The organism is Oleiphilus sp. HI0066 (assembly GCF_001635725.1).
The window spans coordinates 1-1,884 of record NZ_LWFH01001061.1; the positions used below are offsets into that span (position 1 = coordinate 1).

Sequence of the window (1,884 nt, forward strand, 5' to 3'; positions counted from 1 at the left end):
CATCCAACAGCTAGATGCCTGGCTTCCTGAGGCCAACGCACTCAAAAAGTTGTTTAACTTTATTCCTGATTGGCGCTTTGACGACATCATGGCTTCATACGCACCCAAAGGCGGCAGCGTCGGCCCACACTGTGATTTCTATGATGTATTTTTGGTGCAAGCCTATGGTGAACGCCATTGGCGTTTAGGCCAATGGTGTGACGCAACAACACCAACAAGATCAGATACAAATTTAAGCATCTTAGAAGAATTTGAAACAAGCGATGACTGGGTATTGAAGCCTGGTGACATTCTTTATGTTCCACCCAAGCTTGCGCATTACGGCATTGCAGAAAACGACTGCATTACTTTATCTGTCGGATTCAGAGCACCGAAGGCGCTAGAAGCCCTAAGTAGCTTTACCGATTATTTATGCGAAAAAGCAAAGGTTAACCCGTTTTTTTCGGATCCTAATCGAGCACATCAATATGAAAGCGCCTTGATTTCAGATAACGACAAAGCTGCACTGCAGCAATTATTGCTCGACAGTATTTCTGATAAAGAAATGTTCAATGAATGGCTTGGCAGCTTCTTATCAAAACCAAAAAACAACCAAATACTTATTCCAGACGACGACATAAGTGACGTGCAAGACGCATTAGAAGGGCTATCTCAATCAGATGTCGTATATAAAAACGAAGGCTCTCGTTTCTTCTACACCACGCTCGACAAGGACGTATATCTCTCCGTTGATGGCGAGTCGTTTAAGCTGAACAATGCGCATTTAACATTTGTTCAACACTTATGTGTAGAAGATGAATTTGACGCACAGAGTTTATTAACTTATTGCAATATGCTAGAAACTCAAGAAGTCATTGCTATTCTGCTAAACAAAGGCAGTTTGCAATTAGAAAGTGACTAACAATAACGACTAGGAATAACGGTGCCGTCTATGGCTTCGGTCAATATTAACTATTTACGTGAAAATGAGCTTCCCGTAGAAGTAAGAAAAGAAGTCGAGCAACTAAAGGGTTCTCGCATCTTATCTGGTTCGCGATTGTGCATTGCCTTATTCAATGGCCATGTAATCGCCGCAAGCGGCGCACGTCCTGCAGCTCAATTTGCTAGACTCGACTTTCTAAGTGTTGCCCAAGAACATATCAAGACACGCCTCGGAGAAGTAGTTTTAAACCATAGTTTGAAACAGCTTCATAAAGCAGGCGTGAACGAAGTGAATACCGCCGTTTCCGAGCAGCAACTTCAGTTATTTCTCGATGCCGGATTCATGGAAGAGAACATTACGATTCCAGGCATGCATGATAAAACAAGCCTCACGGAGCTTGTTCACCCAAACTTAGACTCTCTTGGCCCTCGCTTTAAATTGATTGGCGACAACCCAAAACCAATCAAGAAAACCAGCGAAAAGCAAAAAGAAAACGATATGCGTAGCATCCGCTTCGACTCAATGGGAAGTTATCGTGATCTTTGCCGCATGGTGATTTGCAACGCGCAACGAAAAGTATTCATGCTGTGTGAGAGCCTTGACGACCCTATCTTGAATGATCGTGAAGTTATCTCGCACATCCAAGAACTAGTGCTACACAGCCGACACGTCGAAGTGCGCTTACTCCTCGAGAATGATCGCCACCCGAGCTCAGGGCACAGCGCAATTCTCGATTTAGCACAACGACTTTCAAGCTTTGTGAGTATCAGAAAAATACATGACAAGCGCATCGCACCAAAAGAGTGGCTATATCTCTGTGATGACCTGCATGCCGTTGAACGTCGTCGCGAGCATGGATACAAAGGCCAAGCCTTCGTTGAAAGCCCAATGACATTACAACGCCTCAGTTATCAATTTGAAAACTTATGGCTGCATTCTGCACCGTCTTCAGAACTGAGACG

Annotated in this window: 2 protein-coding genes; both read left to right on the forward strand. The window is 44.1% G+C overall.

Annotated features, from left to right (window positions below):
- Positions 1-901: JmjC domain-containing protein (locus tag A3738_RS13275; RefSeq protein ID WP_068763632.1), on the forward strand; the 901-nt coding region annotated here is incomplete at its 5' end.
- Between the two features lie 30 nt (positions 902-931).
- Positions 932-1,884: hypothetical protein (locus A3738_RS13280; RefSeq protein ID WP_068763633.1), on the forward strand; the 953-nt coding region annotated here is incomplete at its 3' end.